This window comes from Actinomyces naeslundii (assembly GCF_001956585.1).
GTDB lineage: Bacteria > Actinomycetota > Actinomycetes > Actinomycetales > Actinomycetaceae > Actinomyces > Actinomyces naeslundii.
The window spans coordinates 68,590-88,529 of sequence record NZ_MSRR01000004.1; the positions used below are offsets into that span (position 1 = coordinate 68,590).

General features: G+C 69.2%; 18 protein-coding genes. 5 read left to right on the forward strand and 13 right to left on the reverse strand.

What is annotated here, in order from left to right; translation table 11 throughout:
* Window positions 1–3 precede the first annotated feature (3 nt).
* From nuoF to BKH33_RS02480, 7 genes are all read right to left on the reverse strand, one after another.
* Window positions 4–1,329: an NADH-quinone oxidoreductase subunit NuoF gene (gene nuoF / locus BKH33_RS02450; RefSeq protein WP_003782542.1), complete on the reverse strand. Its 1,326-nt coding sequence runs from the start codon at window positions 1,327–1,329 to the stop codon at window positions 4–6.
* Entirely contained in the window at window positions 1,326–2,126 is an 801-nt protein-coding gene (nuoE, locus tag BKH33_RS02455) for an NADH-quinone oxidoreductase subunit NuoE (RefSeq protein WP_003782521.1), read from the reverse strand. The genes nuoF and nuoE overlap by 4 nt, the downstream gene beginning before the upstream one ends.
* Complete coding sequence (locus BKH33_RS02460) at window positions 2,126–3,514, reverse strand: NADH-quinone oxidoreductase subunit D (RefSeq protein ID WP_003782540.1); 1,389 nt, start codon at window positions 3,512–3,514, stop codon at window positions 2,126–2,128. The genes nuoE and BKH33_RS02460 overlap by 1 nt, the downstream gene beginning before the upstream one ends.
* On the reverse strand, window positions 3,514–4,293 hold the full coding sequence (locus BKH33_RS02465; protein WP_003782526.1) for an NADH-quinone oxidoreductase subunit C: 780 nt from the start codon (window positions 4,291–4,293) through the stop codon (window positions 3,514–3,516). The genes BKH33_RS02460 and BKH33_RS02465 overlap by 1 nt, the downstream gene beginning before the upstream one ends.
* On the reverse strand, window positions 4,290–4,904 hold the full coding sequence (locus BKH33_RS02470) for an NADH-quinone oxidoreductase subunit B (RefSeq protein ID WP_171971951.1): 615 nt from the start codon (window positions 4,902–4,904) through the stop codon (window positions 4,290–4,292). Before BKH33_RS02470 ends, BKH33_RS02465 begins: the two co-directional genes overlap by 4 nt.
* Window positions 4,905–4,995: 91 nt before the next feature.
* On the reverse strand, window positions 4,996–5,355 hold the full coding sequence (gene ndhC / locus BKH33_RS02475; RefSeq protein ID WP_003782487.1) for an NADH-quinone oxidoreductase subunit A: 360 nt from the start codon (window positions 5,353–5,355) through the stop codon (window positions 4,996–4,998).
* The gene (locus BKH33_RS02480) at window positions 5,352–6,653 is read right to left on the reverse strand and encodes a geranylgeranyl reductase family protein (RefSeq protein WP_075416658.1); all 1,302 of its coding nucleotides are present in this window, start codon (window positions 6,651–6,653) and stop codon (window positions 5,352–5,354) included. The genes ndhC and BKH33_RS02480 overlap by 4 nt, the downstream gene beginning before the upstream one ends.
* A 328-nt stretch (window positions 6,654–6,981) precedes the next feature.
* Between BKH33_RS02480 and BKH33_RS02485 the strand changes: the two genes are divergently transcribed.
* On the forward strand, window positions 6,982–7,716 hold the full coding sequence (locus BKH33_RS02485; RefSeq protein ID WP_050998502.1) for a demethylmenaquinone methyltransferase: 735 nt from the start codon (window positions 6,982–6,984) through the stop codon (window positions 7,714–7,716).
* Window positions 7,717–7,726: 10 nt separating this feature from the next.
* On the forward strand, window positions 7,727–9,088 hold the full coding sequence (locus tag BKH33_RS02490) for an isochorismate synthase (RefSeq protein WP_003782506.1): 1,362 nt from the start codon (window positions 7,727–7,729) through the stop codon (window positions 9,086–9,088).
* Between the two features lie 11 nt (window positions 9,089–9,099).
* On the opposite strand, the gene BKH33_RS02495 is transcribed toward BKH33_RS02490, so the two are convergent.
* The 3 genes from BKH33_RS02495 to BKH33_RS02505 form a co-directional block, all read right to left on the reverse strand.
* Window positions 9,100–10,914 carry a S1C family serine protease gene (locus BKH33_RS02495; RefSeq protein WP_003782524.1) on the reverse strand — a complete coding sequence of 605 codons (1,815 nt, stop codon included), beginning with the start codon at window positions 10,912–10,914 and terminating at the stop codon, window positions 9,100–9,102.
* Between the two features lie 215 nt (window positions 10,915–11,129).
* Window positions 11,130–12,977 (reverse strand): 2-succinyl-5-enolpyruvyl-6-hydroxy-3-cyclohexene-1-carboxylic-acid synthase, encoded by a 1,848-nt coding sequence (menD, locus tag BKH33_RS02500; RefSeq protein ID WP_050998503.1) that lies wholly within the window; start codon window positions 12,975–12,977, stop codon window positions 11,130–11,132.
* Window positions 12,978–13,015: 38 nt separating this feature from the next.
* A complete protein-coding gene (locus tag BKH33_RS02505; protein ID WP_050998504.1) occupies window positions 13,016–14,143 on the reverse strand; it encodes an o-succinylbenzoate synthase in 1,128 nt (375 codons plus the stop codon).
* Between the two features lie 319 nt (window positions 14,144–14,462).
* On the opposite strand from BKH33_RS02505, the gene BKH33_RS02510 reads away from it, so the two are divergent.
* Entirely contained in the window at window positions 14,463–15,035 is a 573-nt protein-coding gene (locus BKH33_RS02510) for a hypothetical protein (RefSeq protein WP_003782529.1), read from the forward strand.
* 108 nt (window positions 15,036–15,143) lie between these two features.
* Window positions 15,144–15,728 (forward strand): hypothetical protein, encoded by a 585-nt coding sequence (locus tag BKH33_RS02515; protein WP_043539203.1) that lies wholly within the window; start codon window positions 15,144–15,146, stop codon window positions 15,726–15,728.
* Window positions 15,729–15,892: 164 nt separating this feature from the next.
* Here BKH33_RS02515 and BKH33_RS02520 read toward each other — a convergent pair whose 3' ends face one another.
* The 3 genes from BKH33_RS02520 to BKH33_RS02530 form a co-directional block, all read right to left on the reverse strand.
* A complete protein-coding gene (locus tag BKH33_RS02520) occupies window positions 15,893–16,768 on the reverse strand; it encodes a glycine betaine ABC transporter substrate-binding protein (protein ID WP_003782518.1) in 876 nt (291 codons plus the stop codon).
* Between the two features lie 66 nt (window positions 16,769–16,834).
* Window positions 16,835–17,713, reverse strand: coding sequence for an ABC transporter permease (locus BKH33_RS02525; RefSeq protein WP_003782537.1), 879 nt, complete (start codon window positions 17,711–17,713; stop codon window positions 16,835–16,837).
* Window positions 17,713–18,933 (reverse strand): quaternary amine ABC transporter ATP-binding protein, encoded by a 1,221-nt coding sequence (locus BKH33_RS02530; protein WP_003782514.1) that lies wholly within the window; start codon window positions 18,931–18,933, stop codon window positions 17,713–17,715. The genes BKH33_RS02525 and BKH33_RS02530 overlap by 1 nt, the downstream gene beginning before the upstream one ends.
* 626 nt (window positions 18,934–19,559) lie before the next feature.
* Here BKH33_RS02530 and BKH33_RS14040 point away from each other — a divergent pair.
* Window positions 19,560–19,916: a MarR family transcriptional regulator gene (locus BKH33_RS14040; RefSeq protein WP_043539205.1), complete on the forward strand. Its 357-nt coding sequence runs from the start codon at window positions 19,560–19,562 to the stop codon at window positions 19,914–19,916.
* Window positions 19,917–19,940 lie beyond the last annotated feature (24 nt).

Below are 19,940 nucleotides of genomic sequence, written 5' to 3' on the forward strand. Positions count from 1 at the left end.
GGCTCACCGTGCGCTTTCGAAGACGGAGGAGGCGGCGTAGGGGAAGAGCTCGCCGGCGGCGGTGGTGTAGCCGGCCTCGAACTCCTCGCGGAACCGCTTGATGCCGGTCAGGACCGGGGTGGCGGAGGCGTCGCCCAGGGCGCAGAAGGAGCGCCCGGCGATGTTGGAGGCGATGGACTCGAGCTTCTCGACGTCACCGGGCAGTCCGCGCCCGGCCTCCAGGCGCAGCATGATCTGGCGCATCCAGTAGGTGCCCTCGCGGCAGGGGGTGCACTTTCCGCAGGACTCGTGCTGGTAGAACTCGGTCCAGCGGGTGACCACGCGCACCACGGAGACGGTCTCGTCGAAGACCTGCAGCGCGCGGGTTCCCAGCATCGAGCCGGCCTCGGCCACGGACTCGTAGTCCAGGGGCACGTCGAGCTCGTCGGGACCGAAGATCGGCGTCGAGGAGCCTCCCGGCACCCAGAACTTCAGCTCATGCCCGGGGCGGATGCCGCCGGAGAGCTCGATGAGCTCGCGCATCGTGATGCCGAAGGGGGCCTCGTACTGACCAGGGCGGACCACGTGCCCGGATACGGAGAAGATGCCGTGGCCCTTGGACTTCTCAGTGCCCATGGTGGAGTACCACTGGGCGCCGCGGGCCAGGATCGCCGGGACCGAGGCGATGGTCTCGACGTTGTTGACCACTGTAGGCCGGGCGTAGAGGCCGGCGACGGCGGGGAAGGGCGGCTTGAGGCGGGGGTGCCCGCGGCGCCCCTCCAGGGAGTCCAGCAGGGCGGTCTCCTCACCGCAGATGTAGGCACCGGCCCCGGCGTGGGCGGTGATGCGCAGGCGCTGCTGGCCGTCCAGGCCGAATCCGGTGTCCAGCAGACCGGACTCGGTGGCCTCGCGCACGGCGCTGAGCAGGCGGCGGTAGACGTGGGGGACCTCGCCGCGCAGGTAGACGAAGGCATGGTCGCCGCCGATGGCCCTCGAGGTGATGGCGATGCCCTCGATGAGCGCCTGGGGGTTGGACATGATCGTGGGGATGTCCTTGCAGGTGCCGGGCTCGGACTCGTCGGCGTTGACCACGAGGTAGCGCGGGCCTCCGTCGACCGGGGGCAGGAAGGACCACTTCAGGCCGGTGGGGAAGCCGGCGCCGCCGCGTCCGCGCAGGCCGGAGTCCTTGATGAGGGTGATGAGCTCCTCGCAGCTGAGGGCCTTGGCGCGCTTGAGGCCCTCGTAGCCGCCGTGGTCGAGGTAGGCCCGCAGGGTCCAGGAGCGTTCCTGGTCCCACAGGTCGCTCAGGACCGGGGTGAGGGTGCCCGGCGCGGTGTAGGTGGCAGTCACTTGCTCTCCTCCTTCGGCGCGGTCCAACCCTGCTCGCGGGCGATGCGCAGGCCTCGCAGGGTCGGCTCACCGGGGCCGTGGCCCTCGTCGGTGCGCCCGTCCTCGAATCCGGCCAGCAGACGCTCGTTCTCGCGGAAGGTGGGCACGGTCTCGGGGCCACGGGTGGGGGTGACGTCCTCGCCGCGCTCGAGGGCCTTGATCATGGCGACGGCGGAGTCGGGGGTCTGGTTGTCGAAGAACTCCCAGTTGACCATGACGACGGGGGCGTAGTCGCAGGCGGCGTTGCACTCGACGCGCTCGAGGCTGATGGTGCCGTCCTCGCTGGTCTCCTCGGCGCCCAGGCCCGTGTGCTCGGTGACGGCCGACCAGATCTCGTCACCGCCCATGACGGCGCACAGGGCGTTGGTGCACACGCCCACGTGATAGGTGCCGGCAGGGTGACGGCGGAACTGGCTGTAGAAGGTGGCCACGGCGCTGACCTCGGCGCGCTCCAGGCCCAGCCGAGCGGCGCACAGGGCGATGCCGGCCGGTGACACGTAGCCGTCCACGGACTGGACGAGGTGGAGCATCGGGATGAGGGCGCTGCGCTCCTTGCCCGCCGGGTAGCGGGCGATGATCCGCTCGATGTCGACCTGGAGGCCCTGGGCGACGTCGGGGCTGTAGCCGGCGGCGACGGCGGCGGCCGCCACGGTGCCCACCGGGCCGACCGCGCTGACGGTGGCGATCGTCTCCACGGCGGGGTTGACGGCCGGCGCGGCCGAGCCGGCCGGGTTGACTGCGTTCTCGGTGGTGCTCATCAGCGGTCCACGCCTCCCAGGACGGGGTCGATGGAGGCCAGGGTGGGCACGAGGTCGGCGATCATGCCGCCCTCGCCCATCAGGGCCAGCGACTGCAGGTTGGAGAAGGAGGGGTCGCGGAAGTGGACCCGGTAGGGGCGGGTGCCGCCGTCGGAGACGGCGTGGATGCCCAGGACCCCCTTGGCGTGCTCGACGGTCTGGTAGACCTGCCCGGCGGGGACCCGGAAGCCCTGGGTCACCAGCTTGAAGTGGTGGATGAGGGACTCCATGGACGAGCCCATGATCTCGCGCACGTGCTCCAGGGACTGGCCCTGGCCGTCGGTGGCGATCGCCATGCGGGCGGGCCAGGCGATGGTCGGGTCGGCCACCATCGTCGTGTTGGAGGGGTCGTCGCCGCGGGAGGAGATCTCGTCGAGCCGGTCCAGGCACTGCGAGACGATCTTGAGCGACTCATAGCACTCGTCAAGCCGGATACGCAGGCGGTTGTAGCAGTCGGAGACCTTGTAGGTGGGCACCCGGAAGTCGTAGGTCTCGTAGCCGCAGTAGGGCTTGGTGCGCCGCAGGTCCAGCGGGTAGCCGGCCGAGCGCAGGCACGGCCCGGTCAGGCCCAGGGCGAGGGCGCCGGCCAGGCTGATCTCGCCCACGCCGATGAAACGGGACTTGAGGATCGGGTTCTCCATGAGGAGGAGCTCGAGCTCGTGGATGTCGTTCTTGATGTCGGGCATGACCGAGCGCACGAAGTCGGTGAAGCCTTCGGGGAGGTCCTGGGCCAGACCGCCGGGGCGGACGTAGGCGTGGTTCATGCGCAGCCCGGAGACCATCTCGAAGGCCTTGAGGATGTTCTCACGGCAGCGGAAGGCGATGGTCATGAGCGTGGTGCCGCCCATCTCGTTACCGCCACTTCCCACGGCCACGGCGTGAGAGGCGATGCGGTTGAGCTCCATGAGCAGCACGCGGGTAACGGTGGCCTTCTCGGGGACGTCATCGGTGATGCCCAGAAGCTTCTCGACGGCGAGCGCGTAGCCGACCTCCTGGAAGAAGGGGGCCACGTAGTCCATGCGGGTCACGAAGGTCTCGCCCTGGACCCAGGTGCGGTACTCCATGTTCTTCTCGATACCGGTGTGCAGGTAGCCGGTACCAACGCGGACCTCGGTGACGACCTCGCCGTCGGCCTCCAGGACCAGGCGCAGCACGCCGTGGGTGGAGGGGTGGACCGGTCCCATGTTGAGGACGATCCGGTCGTTGCGCAGGCGGTCGGCCTCGTCGCGCTCGGCGATCCGGGCGACGACGTCGTCCCAGTCCCCACCGCTGACGGTGAACTGCTCGGCGCCGGCGGACAGGTCCTCCGTGGCGGGGCCGGAGGCGCGGAAGGTGCGGGTGGTGCTCATCAGCGGTAGGACCTCCGGGTGTCGGCGGGCGGGGTCTGGGCGCCCTTGTACTCGACGGGGATGCCGCCCAGCGGGTAGTCCTTGCGCTGGGGGTGGCCCACCCAGTCGTCGGGCATGGCGGTGCGGGTCAGGTGGGGGTGACCGTCGAAGACGATGCCCATGAGGTCCCAGGTCTCCCGCTCGTGCCAGTCGTTGCCGGGGTAGACCGAGACGATGGAGGGCACGTGCGGGTCGGTCTCGGGGCAGGCGACCTGGAGGCGCAGCTGGCGCCCGCCGTGGGTCAGGCTCATGAGCTCGATGCAGGCGTGCAGCTCGCGGCCGGCCAGCTGGGGGTAGTGGACGCCGCTGACGCCCAGGCACAGCTCGAAGCGCAGGTCCTGGTCGTCGCGCAGGGGCCGCACGACGTCGAGCAGGTGCTCGCGGGCGATGAACAGGGTGAGCTCGTCATGCTCGATGACGACCTTCTCGATGGCGGCGGCAGGGTCGAGGCCGGCGTCCTGAAGGTCCTCGATGAGGGCGTCGACGACGCCGTCGAACCAGCCGCCGTAGGGACGCACGGCGGCCGGGGCGAGGGTGACGACGCTGCGGTGCTCGCCGTAGCCGGTGGTGTCACCGGCGTCGGAGGCGCCGAACTGGCCGGTGGGCGCGGCGATGACCTCCAGACGCAGCTCTGGGCGCACGGGGGTGCCGGCGACCTCGGGCACGGCGGGGACCGCCGGGACCTCGGGGATCTCGGGCAGGGCGTCGGAGCCGTTCGCCGGAGCGTTCTTCTCACTCATGCCAGCAGGCCCTTCATCTCATGGGTGGGGGTGGCGGACAGGGCGGCGGCCTCGACGGCGCGGGCGATCTCCTCGCGGTGCTTGAACAGCGGCTTCTTCTCGATCTGGCGGGTGAGCTCGAGCATGGCATTGAGGAGCATCTCGGGGCGGGGCGGGCAGCCGGGCAGGTAGATGTCCACCGGGACGATGTGGTCGCAGCCCTGGACGACGGCGTAGTTGTTGAAGATGCCCCCGGAGGAGGCGCAGGCGCCCATGGAGATGACCCACTTGGGCTCGGGCATGGAGTCGTAGACGTTGCGCACGATCGGGGCCATCTTGTGGGAGACGCGGCCCGAGACGATCATGACGTCGGCGTGGCGCGGGGAGGCGCGGAAGACCTCCCACCCGAAGCGGGCCATGTCGAAGCGGGGGGTGCCGGCCGCCATCATCTCGATGGCGCAGCAGGCCAGCCCCATGGTGACGGGCCACATGGAGCGGGCCTGGGCCAGGCCCGCAAGCTTCTCGACGGTGGTCAGCAGGAAGCCGGGGCTGTCCACCTCGGCGGCAGCGGCCGCGTAGGGGTCGTTGCGCTTGGAGGGGATGGACGCCATGAAGGCGTTGTGCTTTTTCATGCTCTTCACTGCTGTGTTCTCCTTGAGATCGTCAGGGCCGCGTGCCGCCCGTGGGTCCCGTTGTTGGTGCCTCGTGCTCGATCCGTGCGTCTCAGTCCCAGTCCAGCCCGCCGCGGCGCCACTCCAGGATGTAAGGCACGGTGATGAGGCCGATGAACAGGACGGCGGCGCCCAGTCCGAAGAACCCCAGGCGTCCGAAGGCCGTGGCCCAGGGGTAGAGGAAGACCACCTCGACGTCGAAGATGATGAAGGTCATGCCCACCAGGTAGAAGGAGACGGGGAAGCGCCCGTGCTCGGTGTTGGCGGGAGTGGGGTCGATGCCGCACTCGTAGTTGGCGACCTTGACCCGGTTGCGCCGGGTGGGGCTGACGATGGCGCTCAGGGCCAGGCCGCCGACGGCGACCACGAGGGCCAGCGCGGCCATGATGAGCAGGGAGGCGTAGGGGTTCATGCTTCCGGCACCATCCTTGTCAGGAGCTGGATGAAGTGGTCGATTCCGTCGCCGCCGCGGCGCTCCCACCCGTCGGACAGGAGCTTGGTGACGAGCTTCATGAGGCGCTTGCGCGGCAGCCCGTAGCGGGTGCACAGGCGCATGACCTCGGGGTGCTCGATGAGAGCGACGAAGACACGCCCGAGCGTGTAGTAGCCGCCCATCTCGGCACTGAGGGCCTTGGGGTACTGGGCCAGGACCTGCTCACGGCCCGAGGTCGTGGAGCGGGCGGCGGCCTGAGCGGCGGCCTGGGCGGCCAGGCGGCCGGACAGGAGGGCCTGGGCGATGCCCTCGCCGTTGAAGGGTGAGACCATGCCGCCGGCGTCTCCCAGCAGCATGAGGCCGTCGGCGTAGTGGGGCTTGCGGTTGAAGGCCATGGGCAGGGCGGCGCTGACCAGACCGCCGACCTGGTTCTCCTTGGTGAAGCCCCAGGAGGCCGGGACGTTGTCCATCCAGCGGTTGAACACGGCACGATAGTCGATGGCGGTGGCCGAGGCGCGCGAGGAGACCGAGCCGAGGCCGACGTTGACCAGCCCCTCCCCCACGGACCATATCCACCCGTAGCCGGGCAGGAGATCGGACTTGCCGGGCTTGCCGTCCCACAGCTCGAGGCGCGACTCCATCCAGGCGTCCTTGGCGCGTGGGGAGCGGAAGTAGGCGCGCACGGCCACACCCATGGGACGACGCTCATTCTTGGTGCGCCCGACGGCGGTGGCCAGACGGGCCGAGACCCCTCCGGCGTCGATGACCAGCGGGGCGGTGAAGGTGGTGGGGGCCTCGATACCGGGGTAGGCGACCCGGTTGGTGGGGCGGGCCTCGACGCCGGTGACCCGGCCGGTCGGTGAGGTGACGGGACCGGTGACGGTCACGCCGGTGAGCAGGCGGGCTCCGGCCGCGGCGGCGTGCTCGGCCAGGTCCCGGTCGAGCAGGGCGCGAGGGCGGGCCATCCCGTAGGAGGGGAAGGAGGCCTGCTCCGGCCAGGGGAAGTGGAGGAGGTGACCGCCGCCGATGACGCGCAGGCCGCGGTTGCGCTGCCAGCCGGAGGTGTCCACGCCCATGGAGACGAGCTCGCGCACAGCCGAGGGGGTCAGGCCGTCCCCGCAGACCTTGTCGCGGCCGAGCTCCTGCTTCTCCAGGAGGATGACGTCGAGGCCGAGAGTAGCCATGTGGTAGGCCGCCGAGGATCCGGCCGGGCCTGCCCCGACGACGATGACGTCGGCAGTCGTGGAGGCGCTGGACTGGGCAGCTGCCTGAGTCACTCGGGCTTCCCTCCTCGGCACTTCTGGTACGGCGGGCGTTGTCGTAGGCATCACAGTTGGCACCGTAATGCAGGCCCCGCGCTCGGCGGAGCCTGTGCCGACTGTACCCAGGGGGCGGACACCTCCATGACGAGACCGCCGACAGAGGTGACGAACAGAGGTTTTCGTTGCTGTGACGGCAATGTTCAGGAAAGTCCCCACCTCAACGGACGGTTGCGGCGCCCCGTAATTACGCTGCAAGTGAGTGACGAATTTCAACGCTGTCGGACAGGACCTGGGTCCTAGGCCGGCAGAGGCGCCATGGCCGGGATTTGCGATGATGCTCCCCATGAGCCCTTCCCCCCTTCGAGCCACCCTTGCCAAGGACCCGCGTGAGGTCGCCGGGATGTTCGACGCCGTCGCGCGCCGCTACGACCTGTCCAATGACGTGATGAGCCTGTTCCAGGTGCACATGTGGCGTCAGGTGACGCGTGCCGCCGTCGCTGCGGGGCCGGGGATGCGGGTCCTGGACCTGGCCGCGGGAACCGGCACCTCATCGGTGGAGTATGCCGCCGACGGCGCCGAGGTCGTGGCCTGCGACTTCTCCACCGGCATGGTGGCGGAGGGCAAGCGCCGTCATCCCGAGATCGCCTTCGTGGCCGGGGACGCCACGGCGCTGCCCTTCGCCGATGAGAGCTTCGACGTCGTCACCATCTCCTACGGGCTGCGCAATGTTCAGGACACGGCACGGGCACTGTCGGAGATGCACCGGGTGACGGTGCCGGGCGGCCGGATCGTCATCGCGGAGTTCTCCACCCCGGTCTCACCTCTCTTCCGACGCCTGTACCGCTTCTACCTGGGCAGCGCCCTGCCGACCGCCGCCCGCGTGGTCTCGTCCAACACCGAGGCCTATGACTACCTGGGCGAGTCGATCCTGGCCTGGCCGGACCAGAGGGAGCTGGCCGGCCTCATGCACGAGGCCGGCTGGCGGGGCGTGGGCTACAAGAACCTCTCCGGCGGGATCGTTGCCGTCCACCGGGCCACTCGGCCGGATCATGCCGCGCGCACCGCGATCGAGCGCTGAGAGGCGAGTTGTGAGGGCCGATCACTGCCGGGACGCGCCGCCGCGGCTGTCCTTCCGCACCCACGAGCTGCCCGAGGAAGCACTGGAGGGGCTCGCGCTCATCGACCTGCTGGCGGGCCGTGAGGATGTCAGCTCCTGGGTCCATGAGGAGCGCGGGCTCATCGGCCTGGGCCGCGTCCTGGTGATCGAGGCCCACGGTGCGGAGCGCATCGAGGCGCTGCGGGCCGCGTGGCGGGCCACCGTTGGCGCGGCCTGGTGGCGCGACGCGCTGGTGCGCCCCGGGACCGGCCCGGTGGCCCTGGGCACGATCTCCTTCTCCCCCGCCTCGCGACAGCCCTCGGTACTCGTCGTCCCTAAGGCCCTCATCGGACTCGACGACGAGGGCGTCTGGCTGACGACCGTGGTGCCCGCCCCCTCGGGAGAGGCCGAGCCGGAGCACCCGGATCCCGAGGCGCTCATCAAGGCGCTTGTGGTCGAGGCGCGCGCGGCGATCGGCCAGGAGCGCACCGGCAGCGACAAGGACTCCGGCGGCACGACCGCCGTCGAGACCGGGGCGCTCAGCGAGGAGCAGTGGTGCCGGGCGGTGGCGGGCACGCAGGAACGGATGCGCGCAGGGCACGCCCGCAAGGTGGTCCTGGCCCGAGACGTCCTGGCCCGCCCGCCGGCGCCGCTGGCCACCGGCACGGTGCTACGGCGCCTGGCATCCGACTACCCCTCCACCTGGACCTTCGCCGTGGACCAGATGGTGGGGGCCAGCCCCGAGCTGCTGCTGCGCCTGCGCGATCGGCGCCTCATCAGCAGGGTTCTGGCCGGTACGGCCCGCCGGCACGCCGGCGAGGACGCGCTGGCCACGGCCCGCCTGGCGGCCTGGCTGGAGGGCTCGGAGAAGAACAACCGGGAGCATGAGCTGGCCCGAGCCTCGGCGATCACGGCGCTGGAGCCTCTGTGCTCAGTGGTGGAGGCTCCGGCGCGCTTCGTCCTGACGCTGCCCAACGTCCTGCACCTGGCCAGTGACGTCACCGGGGTCGTCGCCGGGGACACCGGAGCGCTGGCGCTGGTGGACGCGCTGCACCCGACGGCCGCGGTGTGCGGGACGCCGACGCCGGCGGCGGCGCGCCTCATCGAGGAGGTGGAGTCCATGGACCGGGGGCGTTACGCCGGGCCCGTGGGCTGGGTCGACTGGCACGGCGAGGGCGAGTGGTGCATCGCGCTGCGCAGCGCCCAGCTGCCCACCGGCGGCCCCGGACCGCATTCCCCCACGAGAGTGTTCGGGGGCGGCGGCATCATGCCGGACTCCGATCCGACCGACGAGCTGGCGGAGACGATCGCCAAGATGCGCCCCATGCTGGGGGCACTCGGCGTGCGTTGGTGACGCCCGATCCCTCAGGAGTCCTTGCGCTCGGCCAGGGTCACTTCGATGTCCTGCTTCTTGGAGTCGCGGATGACTGTGAGCTTGACCTTGTCGTTGGCGGAGTACTGGCGCACGTAGCCGGTCAGCGCCGAGCCCTGGGACGTGGTCTTGCCGTCGATGGCGATGACGACGTCGCCCTTCTTGAGACCGGCCTTGTCAGCGGGTGAGCCGCCCTCGACCGAGGTGATCTTGGCACCGGCTCGCTTTTCGCCGTCGGCCGTGGCTCCATCGGTGTCGAGGCTGACTCCCAGGTAGGCGTGGGTCGCCGCCCCCGACTCGATGAGCTGCTTGGCGACCTTGTCCGCCAGCTTGACGGGGATGGCGAAGCCGATGCCGATGCTGCCGGAGCCGCCCTCACCGGAGCTGGAGTTGCCCATGGTGGCGATCGAGCTGGTGATGCCGATGACCCGGCCCTTCTCGTCGAACAGGGGCCCACCAGAGTTGCCGGGGTTGATGGCGGCGTCGATCTGGATGGCGTTGGTGTAGACCGCCGAGGACGAGGATCTCCCACCCGTCCCGTCCTCGCCCTGAGAGTTGACGACGGGACGGTCGAGGGCCGAGATGATGCCGGTGGTGACGGTGGAGGACAGGCCCAGCGGGTTCCCGATGGCCATGACGTCCTGGCCGGTGGTCAGCTTGTCGGAGTCGCCGAGCTGGGCGACGGTGAGGTTGTCGGGGGCGTCCTTGAGCTGGATGACCGCCAGATCGGTGGCCGGATCGGTGCCGGTGGTCTCAGCGTCGTAGACGCGGCCATCAGCCAGCGTCACCTGGATCTGCGAGGCGCCCGCCACCACGTGGTTGTTGGTGATGATGTGCCCGTCCTTGTCGAAGATGACGCCGGAGCCCAGGGCGTTGCCGTTGTTGGTAGCGATGGCGATGGACACGACGGCGTTGGACACCGCGGCCGAGACCGCCTCCCAGTCGGGGGCCTGACCGGTGCTGTTGACGGTCTGGGTCGTGTCACCGGTGGCGATCGCGGTGGGCGCGGCCGAGGTGTGCGAAGAGGGGCTCCCGCTGCCGGAGTCCAGGTACTTGACCGCTCCGACGGCGCCACCGGCGCCCAGCAGGGAGGCGACCACCGCGGAGGCCACGAGGGCGAACCAACCCGGTCCTCGACGTCGGCTTCCGCTGCTCTGGCTGCCGGCGGCACTCGACGTCGCGTAGAAGGACTCTCCCGCAGTGCCCAGTGGCGCATAGGTGCTGGCGCCCGTCTGCGAGCCGCCCGCAGCCGCACCGGCGCTGCCGGGCGCCGACGGGGGGACGTCGTAGCCGCCGGGCGTTGTCGGAACGCTCGTGTAGGGAGAGCCGAGGTGCGCCTGCTGCCCCTGGTAGGACGGCTGAGCGGCGGGCTGGTTGTAGGGCGCCGTCGGCTGCTCCGGGACGTAGGGCGGGTACTGGTTCTGCTGGTAGGACTGCTGGAACGGCTGTTGCTGAGACTGCGCGTAGACCGACGTCGGCTGATCCGCGGGGAGCACCGACGTGGCCTGGTCCGCAGGTATCTGCTGGGTGTGTCCGGTGTACTCCCCGGCCGAGGTCGGAACGGAGTCGGAGACCGACTCGGGCTGCGAGGGATCGGCGTCATAGGCCTGAGAGGGGGCGTCGTAGCCGGCCTGGTCCGCAGACGCGTTCGAGGGCGCACTCGAGGCTTCGCCTCCAGAGACCGTCTCAGCCGATGCTCCCTGACGTGCAGCGGACGGGGAGTCGACACCGGGGTGACTACCGTCCGCCGCCTGGTCGGGCTCGGTAGGCCGATAGGTCTCCGGATGCGTCTCGTCGTAACCGCTCATCTATGTGTTCCTCCTCGGGCCGTGTGCCCTGTCCAGGTCCGCAGGTAGACAACCTCAGGGCTCTGTGGCGTTTCCGATGATTTCCTGAGGCTGTGCTGTGGATCGTATAACCGTTGTGTCGCAGCTCGCCGAGCGAGGGTGGCCGGCTCGAGGCGGGGTGGCCACCGTTTGTGACGGTCTCGTCAGCTCACAGGACTGTCTATCTCTATCGTGGGTCATGTTGTCCGGGCGTTAGGCGGTTTTCTCGAAACCGTCCATAAAATGACACTCAGCCCCTCGACCGGCTCGGCCAGGAGCGCTCGGAGAGCGGCGACGTCCTCGGGGACGTGGACACGAGCCCCCAGGGCGGCGGCCAGTGCGGAAATACTCGCACGCTGAGGGGCGGCGAAGAGCCGTTCGAACCGATCTGATGCTGTGGTACGGGCGTACTCGAGATGGGAGAAGATCGCGCCTCCGCCGTCGTCGACAACGATAACCTGAAGGTCCGGCTCCGTCTCACGGAGCCCCCTCCCCATTGACATGGCATCGTGGAGGAAGGCGAGATCCCCCATGACGGCTCGCACCGGCCGCTCCGACGCCATCCACAGCCCGACCCCGGTGGCAATGGTGCCGTCGATTCCCGCCAGACCGCGGTTGGCCACGGCCTTCGGGGCTGAGCAGTCGGGGTCACCGGGGCGGGCGAGGCGGTCGAGGCGACGTACCGTCATCGAGGAGCCGACCAGCAGGATGGGGGCGCCAACCGGACGAGCAGCCTCCCACACGACCTCGACCGCGGCATTCGCGACGGCGTCGGTACTGCCGGGACGCTCCGGCTCGGGCAGGTCCGCCACGGCGCGGCGCCAGGCCTCAGCCCAGGCGGCGTCGGCCCGAACCAGAGTGAGGGAGTCGGCCAGCCGGGTGGCCCGGAAGGCGGCGTCATCAGTCGTCCGGGCGCCGAGCCCGTCGACGGGGATGACGCGCCGGGCCCTTCCGGGGACATCGGTCCACCCGGCCCGCTCGGTCAGGACCGTGATGTCGAGGTCCTCTCGCCCCAGGAGCGCGGTGACCGATCTGCTGAGGCTGGGATGGCCGACGACGATGAGGTGATCGGCCTGCGCGACGAGATCGCGTCCCGGCCCGGTGGCCAGGAGCTCGGCGTAGCGGGTCAGCGCCTGGGGACCACCGCGGGCCTGGGAGGTCGGCTCGGCCAGAAGCGGCCAGTCGAGGTGCTCGGCCAGGGCCCGTGCCAGGGCGCCGACGGCCGGGGAGGCGGAGTCACCGGCGACGACGATTCCCCGCCCCTGCGCATCGGCGGAGGGGGCACCGATCTGCTCGACGGCTTCGACCAGGGGGACGGGCACCGCCTCGGTCGCCTGTGCTGCCATGGCCGGTGGCGGGACAGGGGTGGTCACAGCGGCCGGAGCCGCACCGTCCACCGCCAGGGGCGGGCGGAAGCGGGCGTTGATCTGGGCCGGTCCGGGGTCCCGGCTGAGGACCCCGGTAGCGGCGGCGACGGCGCGGCGCACCTGCCCGGCGATGGCGGCATCGGCCGCGGATCTCCCGAGGTCGGCGGACAGGTCAGCGGGCAGGTCGACGCCCAGACGCAGGGCCGGTGCGAAGAGCCCGGTCTGCTCGGTGGTCTGGCTGGCGCCGGTGCCGACCAGCTCGTGGGGCCGGTCGGCACTGATGACGAGCAGGGGGATCCCGGCGGCGTCGGCCTCACTGACGGCCGGGTGGAGGTTGGCAACAGCCGTCCCCGAGGTGGTGACGACGGCGGCGCACCGGCTGTGCCCGGTCAGGGCGTGGGCACGAGCGGCGCCCAGCGCGATGAAGCCGGCGCTGCGCTCATCCAGGACGACTCGCAGGGTCAGGGCACCAGCGTCGGCGGCGTCGGCGAGGGCGTCCGCCAGTGGGGCGCTGCGCGATCCCGGGCACAGGACGACCTCGCGAACGCCTTCGGCCAGAAGGGCGGCCGCAAGACTGCGGGCGTCGGCCAGGGCGGAAGGGAGCTGCGGGCACTCCGGGGAGTCGGTCACAGGAGCGAGAATACGAGAGCGCCTCGCATCCGCTGCGCTGCGATTCATCACAGTTCGGTGCGGATCCGGCACGGTTCGAGCGAGGTCTACAGCGGCAGCCCGGCCACGGCCCGGCTCGGGTCGCGGGCCTCTCGCTGTCGACGGGCGTGCAGGGCGCCGGCCAGGTGCAGCAAGCGGGTCTGCCAGTGCCTGGTGAGGTAGGGCCCTGCCTTGACCTCATTCAGGAGACGCTCGGAGACCGGTGCGGCGTCGTCGACGCGCAGCATCCCGTCGTGAGGGGCGACGCTGGGCTCGGTGACGTCCTGGGTCAGCAGGCGCGCGGTCCCCAGACCGCAGGCGTGGCCGAGGGCCGGCAGGCTGAAGCCGAGAGTGGCGCCGGCCATGATGCCCACGGAGGTGTCCAGGGCCGAGGAGACAACCGCCGGCAGCCCGAGGCGCTCAGCCATGTCCAGGGCCCGGTGCACTCCGCCCAGCGGAGCGATCTTGAGGATGGCGATGTCGGCGGCCCGCCGGTGGACGACCTCCAACGGGTTGGACGACAACCGGATCGACTCGTCCGCGGCGATGGGCACGTCAACGGCGCGGCGCAGATCGGCCAGGTCGTAAACGGTGGCGCAGGGCTGCTCGGCGTACTCCAGCCCTCCGGCGGCCCGGTCCATCCGTGGCAGGTTCTCGCGGGCGGTCTCCAGGTCCCAGGCGCCGTTGACGTCGATGCGCACCTTCCCGGAGCGCCCCAGTGCCGAGCGGACGGCCTCGAGCCGCTCGAGGTCGGCGGAGCGCCGCTCCGGGCTGCCGGAGACCTTGACCTTGGCGGTTCTGGCTCCGCAGGCGCGCACCGTCTCGGCGGCCTCCTGGGCACCGACCTCCGGGACTGTCACGTTAACGGGGATGGTCTCGCGGTAACGGGGCAGGACGGAGTTGCCCAGGGCCTGCGACAGCCCGGAGGCGAGCCATGACGCACTGGCCTCCGACCCGTAGTCCCAGAACGGCGCGACCTCGCCCCAGCCGCCGGGGCCGTGGAGCAGGACGCCATCGCGTCGGGTGATGCCGCGAAACGGCGTCACCAGGGGGATGTCCCAGACCACGGCGCGGTCGATCCGGTCCAGCAGACCGGTGGAGTCCTGCGCATGAAGAGCGGCGATGTCGATCTCGCCGCTGGCATGCTGATGGTCCGGACTCACTGGGACAGAATACGCACGATCTTCAATCAACATGATGGAACCGGAACAAGGGTGGCGGGGCCCACCTCGACGAGTGCTCGACGGGTATCGCCCGACGTCGTCGGTCAGCCCGCTACACACCGGCACCTCGCACAGGGGCGCGGACTCCTCGAGGAGGTGCGGCCCGTGAGGCCGGCCAGGACGGTGGGATCGGGGCGGCGATGAAGGTCCTCGCGGCACGGTGAGGCGGGATGACGGCAAGGCACACCCGCACCGCGGCCGACCGCCGTCGATCGTGCGAGACACCTCCGACAGGCTTTGTAGAATGAGTCAAACGGTTGAATGCAGGATCAGACCGGACAGAAGGGATGCCATGGGCGAGGGTGGTACAGAACGGGGCGGCACCGGAGGCGGCCACTGGAGACCTGTCACACCCGTCTCCGCGATGGTGCTGGGCCGCCTGGTCCTCGGAGTGCCCGGGGTCATCGGGCTGACCGCCATCGTGTGCGTATGGTCCGTCCTGACCGGTGCCGGTCTGGGATTCGGGCGGGCAGTCCTGTTCTCCCTGGTGGCGGTGACGGTGCGTGAGGTCATCGACGTCTCCGCCCACCGGCTCATCATGCGGGCTTGGCGCTCCCGAGACGCAAACGGTCTGCTACTGACTCTCGTTGCCGTGCTCTGTCCTGCGGTCGCAGGGTTCCTGGCCGGCCGGCTCGTCGCTCCGGCGTCGACGACGATGCTGACGGTTCTCACGTGGCTGCCGTTCATGGCCTTCGTCGCCCTCATCGAGAGGCCGTGGGACACCTCGCTGGGCTACGACGCCCTTCAGGAGCGCATTCACCAGCCCCAGCCGATCCCGCCGGAGTACGTCACCGCTGATTTCCGCGACGGCCGCAGGTTCCTCCCCGAGCTCAGCCGAATCGCACTGAGTCACTCAGGGGCGTGATCACCGAGGGGCATCGGGTCCCAACGTTCCTCAACTGCAACGCCCACTCGCACCTCCGTTAGGGTGGGTATATGACGCCCATGAGCTGAGAGGCAGCAGGAGGAGCACATGAGCGGCGGCACTTCTCATGTACCCGACCATCAGCATTGGAAACCGGCCGTCCCTCTGTGGGGCGTGGTGTATGGACGGATCGGTTTGGGCATTCTCGAGGCAATCGCACTCGGGGCGGTCGTGGCCGTCTGGTCCGCCCTCACCGACGCCGGACTCGTCTCCGACCAGGTGACGGGATTCGCCATCCTGGCGACCGCGGTGCGCGAGGTGCTCGACGCCTTCTCAATGCGTCTGACCATGCGCATTCTGCGCACCAACGACATGAACGCGACACAGCGGACCGTGGCCGCCATCATCTGCCCGGCCATCGGCGGAGCACTGGCGGCCATGGTCTTCGTACCGCACGCCCTCACTCACCTGACTCTTCTCACGTGGGCGCTGTTCATGCTCATCACGTGCACGTTGGAACAGCCGTGGAAGAAGCCGTTGTCCTACGAGGAGATGAGGGAACGCGGCCGCCGGACCCGGCTGATGACCCGGGATCACTTCGCCGAGGAGATCGCCGACGGCCGCATGACCTTCCGGCCGATCGACGACGAGGGCTGCTACCTCGACGAGGATGGCAACCGCATCGATGACTAAAGGGATGCGCCGGTAGGAGCCCGACCTGCGAGTCGTGGTGGCGCTGGTCGCGGCCGCGCGAATTGTCTCCGCACTAGACCGCACCCGCGCCCGCCCTGCGGCCCGCCGCCCCACCCACCTTTCGCAGGCCCTGGGCTGAGCGACGGACTCACAGCCGTCCGACGTCAGGACTTCTTGAAGTCGTACTGCGGGTGCTCCTTGGACCAGGCGGTGGCGGCCTCGTCCTCTTTTCCCTCGCCGTAGGTGTTGACGACAAGGTCCTCGAGACTGCCGTAGGTGGCCTCATCCATCTTGATGGAGCCGAGCCACTTCGCGATCTCGGGGTACTCCTGCGCAAATCCCTCTCGTCCCAGGAAGTGAAGCCCCTCCCCCTTGCCGAGCGCCCCCTTGGGATCCTCCAGGTCCCGCATGTCATAGGTGGTGTTCGCCCAGAAGGGGTGCCACAGGGTGACGACGATCTCGTTCTTCGCGTCGACCGCCTTCTTGAGCTCTGCCAGCATCCCGGTGGTGGAGGAGGTCAGGAACTTCATGTCCCCCAGGCCGTAGTCGGGGATGACGTCCTCCTGCGACACCTTGGTCAGGCCCGCGCCCGGCTCGATACCGATGATCTTGTTGCCGATCTGCGAGGCGTGGGGCTTGATGTCCTCGATCGATTTCATTGAGGAGTAGGAGGGAACCGCCCAGGTCAGCTTGGCGGCGTCGTAGTAGGTCCCCAGGTCCTCGATGTACTTGCGGTACTTGTCCATGTACTCCTTGTGAGTGACGTCCGGCCAGGCCGACGGGTAGAGGTCAACCGCCCCCTGGCTGAGCCCGGCGTAGAGAGGCCCCGCCTCACTCAGGTCAGTCAGCTTGATCCGGTACCCGGCCTTCTCGAGCTGGGTCTTCACCAGATGCGTCATGGACAGACCGTCACTCCAGGAGGGGATGAAGCCGAGTCGGAGTGTCTTACCGCCACCCGAGCCTCGGCCGCAGGCGGCGAGCGCACCTCCTGCCATGAGGGAGGCGAGAGCCGTGGTGAAGGTACGACGGGAGGCCTGCATAGCATTCCTTCGGTGTGCGCCTGCCGCCTGCGAGGGCGGAGCGGAAAAGCGTCGTCGAGTCATGGGTCACCGCTTCTTGAGGATCGAGAGCAGCGAGCCCTCCTCCCGCGGTGCCCCGAGGGCCGCGGTCACCCGGTCCAGGAAGATCGCCAGGAACACGATGGACAGACCCGCCTCGGTGCCCTTGGCGATATCGATCGTCGCGAGCGCCTTGACGACCTCCTTCCCGAGACCGTCGGCACCGACCATGCCCGCGATGACGGCCATCGACAGCGCCAGCATGATGACCTGGTTGACGCCTGCCATGATCGTGGGGACGGCCAGCGGAAGCTGGATGCCCTTGAGGATCTGCCAGTCGGTCGCTCCGAAGGAGCGCCCCGCCTCAACGGTCTCCTTATCCACCTGCTTGATGCCCAGCTCGGTCATGCGCACCCCGGGGGGCATCGCGAAGATGAGCGTGGCGAACATGCCGGGAACCACGCCGATGGAGAAGAACAGCACCGAGGGAATGAGGTAGACGAAGGCCGGCATGGTCTGCATGAGGTCGAGGACCGGGCGGACCAGCGCGCTGACGTACTTGTTCCGGGCGGCCCAGATCCCCAAGGGGATGGCGAAGATGAGGGCGGTGACCGTGGCCAGGGTGACGAGGACCAGAGTCTCCATCGCGTTGGTCCACTGGCCCATCGAGATAATGAGCAGGAAGGTGACGGCGGTCCCCACGGCCAGCCTCCAGGACTTCGCCAGCCAGGCGATCAGGACGAAGACCACCACCATCACGAGCGGTGGGATGGCCAGCAGGACGTTGACGAGGGCGTCATTGACCGAGGTCCCACTCTGGGAGATCAGACCCAGGAAGCCGTGCAGATGCGTCTGGATCCAGTTGATAAAGGTCTCGACCCAGGAGCCCAGAGGGATCTTGGGAAGAGGGGTCTGTGAGGAAATCATCAGGCGTCGGCTCCTTCGGACTCGTTGGTCTCGCTGGCCTCGACGGCCTGCTCACTGATGGCCGCCAGCAGCGTGACGCGCGGGATGACGCCGGAGACCCGTCCGTCGTCGTCGACGACGACGATGGGGGCGGCGTGCTGCGCGGCGTAGGAGAACAGCTCGTTGACGGGGGTCGTGTGCGACACGACCGGCATCTCGTGGACCGTGGACAGCGGCAGGATGTCGGAGCCCTCCTTGACCGCGCGGGCGACGTCGTCCTCCCAGACGTATCCGAAGGGCGTGCGGTCGCGGTTCTGCACCAGCAGCCATGAGGGCTGGTTCTCCCTCAGGAGCTTGTGAGCGGCACGCGGGCTGCGGTCCGAGCCCAGGATCGCGTAGGGCGGCTCCGCGATCGAGCCCGCCGTCAGGACCCGGGTGCGGTCGACGTCCGCCACGAACCGCGAGACGTAGTCGGAGGCGGGGTCGCGCAGGATCTCCTCGGCGGTACCGACCTGCTCGACGCGCCCGTCGCGCATCATCGCGATCCGGTCCCCCAGCCGCATGGCCTCGTTGAGGTCGTGGGTGATGAACAGGATCGTCTTGCCGAGCTTGCCCTGCAGGTCGATGAGCTGGTCCTGCATCTCGCGACGGATCAGCGGGTCGAGTGCGGAGAAGGCCTCGTCCATGAGCAGGATGTCGGTCTCGGCGGCCAGCGCCCGGGCTAGGCCCACACGCTGGCGCATCCCTCCGGAGAGCTCGCCGGGCTTGTAGCCGCCCCAGCCCTCCAGGCCCACCATGGACAGGGCCTCCTCGGCCCGGCGCTCGCGCTCGGAGCGCCCCACTCCCTGGACCTCCAGACCGTAGGCGACATTCTCACCCACCGTGCGGTGCGGCAGGAGGGCGAAGTTCTGGAAGACCATGGACACGCGCTTGCGGCGCAGGTCGCGCAGCTTCGGCTTGGAGATGTCGGCCAGGTCGTCCCCGTAGAGGGTCATGCTGCCCGCGGTCATGGGCAGCAGGCCATTGACCATGCGGATGAGCGTGGACTTGCCGGAGCCCGACAGACCCATGACGACGAAGATCTCGCCCTTGTCGACGTCGAAGGAGGTATCGATGACGGCGGCCGTCTGCCCCGACTTCCTCAGCTCGTCCCGTGTCCTTCCGGCCTTGAGCTTCTTGACGCCGTCGGACGGTCGCCGCCCGAAGACCTTGTAGACATGACTGGCTTCAATGACTTTCACAGCACTCCTCACGATCTAGCTCCTGGACCTGCCCGCTACACGGCCCGGAAGACGACGTTGTGAAAACCGCTTCCGGGGCCTTAAGACGGCCGCGAGCCTCGTTTTATGGTGATGCGATGCAGTCAAACGGTCAATCGGAAGGCACCCCAGAATCCGCGAATTCACGGGTCTTTGGGCCTTGACACGTGCATGGGCGTGGTTGAGGACACGCCCTGGGAACAGGATGAGGATCATCGCGCCCGCCGAAGCGATCCTCGCCGCCCGCAACCCTAGAAACGATTGGAAAGACTACGGATAACGAGGGCTCACATGAACCACCTTCATCAACATCACAGGAAGGTCACATAACCAATTACTCGCACATCTGCAACCGGACCCCCGCGACCCCAACCAAAGTGAAGAACATCACATTATCGTCCGGGTTGTACTCGGAGCCGGGACAGCAGGCGGTTTGCGGCCCGCCTCCCCCGCACTGACGTTCCGCCGGAGGACGGAGACGGGAGTATCACCGACACCACGGACCACCCACCCCGCGCGGCCCCCGAGAGCAGCCCGCATCACTAGGCTTGAGAGGCGCGACCACGGCCCAGAAGGCCAGCAGAGTGCCAATGCGGGAGGAGGCTGGCGTGCCGGCTGCAGGATGGATCCCGGTGGACAGCCCGGGCCCCTGGGGATCCCCCAGTTCCCCGCGAGCGCAGGGCCCCAAGGCTCACGCCGACGTGCGCAGCTCAAACATGTCACTCATTCTGCGCCGCCTTCAGACGAGCCCCGCCCTGTCACGCACCCGCCTGGCCCGCGAGACAGAACTGTCCAAGGCGACGGTGTCGACCCTGGTGGCCGGGTTGTGCTCACGGGGACTGCTCATCGAGGAGAAGCCCGATCTGTCCGGCAACGTCGGCAGATCGAGCAGCACCGTGCGCTACTCCTCCACCCCGGGGTGGCACGACGTCGCCGTCGCGAGCCACGACGGTCTGGACACCTGAGACGAGCAGGAGAAGAGGATCCAC